This is a genomic window from Shewanella sp. 1180_01 (assembly GCF_052850535.1).
Map to the genome: position 1 here is coordinate 1 of NZ_VXCT01000118.1, position 2,299 is coordinate 2,299.

The 2,299-nt window shown below is 46.4% G+C and carries 1 protein-coding gene; it reads left to right on the forward strand.

The features are described from left to right. Positions 1-215 precede the first annotated feature (215 nt). Positions 216-800, forward strand: coding sequence for a DUF6151 family protein (locus FW758_RS24295; protein WP_311901148.1), 585 nt, complete (start codon positions 216-218; stop codon positions 798-800). Positions 801-2,299: the final 1,499 nt, after the last annotated feature.

Genomic DNA, 2,299 nt, shown 5'->3' on the forward strand with positions numbered 1-2,299 from the left:
GCGGATAAGCCCTTGCCATTCGCTAGTAGTTAACGTTTAATAACAGCATGTTATTGAACGGTGATCTTCCTACAGAGGACTTTCACCTCATTAGTTCATGCCCATGCTGGGCGTACACAATGCCATGCAACCGACGCTTGTACCTCGCTCGGGTGATGGCGGGCGTTATAAGAGCACAGCGTTGCTTGTAATCTGACTAAGGAAAGTTGATAACTATGCATCTAATTCAATGTAAGTGCGGTGCTGTTAAAGGACAACTCAACAAAATTGGAACTACCAATCGTCTCATCTGCTATTGCACGGATTGCAGAGCGTTCGCACATTTTCTTGGTAAAGCCCCTTTTGTACTAGATGAACAAGGCGGAACTGAGATCGTTCAAGTGTCTCAACAACACCTGTTCTTCTACCAAGGGGAACATTTTATATCGGCAGTACGACTCAGTGAAAACGGTATGATCCGCTGGTATGCTGCATGTTGCGGAACGCCTATTGGTAACACTATGGCAAGCCGGAAAGCATCATTCATCGGCCTTATTCACAGCTGCCTAGACCGGCAGCAAATGGATAAAGACTTTGGAGCAGACGTTGCAATTTTAAACACTGATACTGCCTTAGGCCAAGCGAAGCCAAAGCAACGTGGACTTATGGGGGTTTTAGTCCGCTTTATATGGATCGTGGTCACGAACCGCATCAATGGAAGATATAAAAACTCTCCTCTTTTTAATTCTTCCGGTTTACCTCGTGTAACCCCAAAAATACTGAACACTGACGAATTGGATAAATTGAAGAGTGACGTGTAACAAGTAGCTTCATTTTCCAATCACAAACAGTGGAGCTGGACCTCGCTACAGCTCGGCCTGTTCTTGGACTACGGCTTCACCTGCAGACGTGTTACCCAATCACAATGGCATCGTGGCCAGTTGCAGGCTTAGTGCGGCATGTTCTTGAACTGTACTCTTTTCGCCTGCAGGCGTGTTATCCAATCCCAAAGCGCATCATGAGTGCTGAACAGCAATACGTTAATGCCGGTGGTCGATGATGGCCGGTACCTAAGCTTGTTGTTCTGCTTGGTCCTATGATCCTGCCGTGTGTTTACCTGCAGGTGTGTCCGCTAATCTCACGCTGGCTTGGGATAAGGGGATGGATAGGGCATAGGTATTGATGCCTGGCATCAAGGTGCATGTTTGCGTTTTTGTCAGCGGCTTTACCTGCAGATGTATTAGTCGTTCAGGCATTCGCTAATGTCTGTGGGTGCAGCAGGCATAAATAGGGCAGATATAGACGTGCTGTGCGACGATGACAAGTGAGAATTCTACACGTTTTCTTAGTTGCAGTTGTTACTGATATGTTATGTGGCGATAGGGGGGGGTTACACCATTAGGGTTCAACAGTTCTTCGGTGCGGCCTAGATAATCCCTAGATAGCCTCAAAAAATTGGGAGCACTCAAACCCATGTAGCAGTAGGGCTACAGGCGAGTCATTGCATCAACCCTACAGGAGGATGCAACGACTCGCTTTTGTTGCTTTCGTGTTAACGCTTGAGGGCGTGAAGAGTTGGGCAAAATGCAAGGTTTTTGGCTGTTTTGGGTGAATTGATGGCGCCCAAATGGATCCTTCTATTCGGCTCACTGTTTCGGTCGCGGCCTCATCATGCGAAGGCGTTATCCGCTCCCCGTTTTTGGTCATCAAAAGCAGGTGAACTGGGATGATCTGCACACTGTTTCTGAGTGATTGAACGCGTTTTTAGGCTCATGCTGCCTTAGTTTGAATTGTTATTGATATGTTTCTATTCAATGGGTGTTGTTCAGTGTGTTGCACCAATATGGTTCAACCGTTTTTTGATGCGGCCTAGATAATCCCTAGATAGCCTCAAAAAGTTGGGAGCACTCTAGCCCAAGCAGCAGTAGGGCTACAGACGAGTCATTGCATCAACCCTAAGGAAGGATGCAATAGCGTGCATTTGTTGCTTTGGTGTTAAATGTTGGCAATAGGGTGAAGAGGGTAAAAGCCAAGGTTTTAAACGGTTTTAGACGGTTTTAGGTGAATTGCTTCTGTCTAGGACTGGGCTCATTTTAACCGAGTGCCAGACTCGTTATCTTTACCTATATTAGTCATCCCGCATGGATAGGAATGGAGCGATGATCATGTGCAATTATGAGGAATTTTGATTTTCAGATGGGCGGATTTTGTGTCTCGCCGATGCTCACGGTTTGATTGAAACCGAACGCGACACCTTATGGTGATGAGAATCACTATCAACTCGATGTAGATGCGAACCATTATCATCACGGGTCCTTCT

Coding starts and splice junctions, on each gene's coding strand:
- FW758_RS24295 (WP_311901148.1), top strand. CDS start 216: ATGCATCTAATTCAATGTAAGTGCGGTGCTGTTAAAGGACAACTCAAC.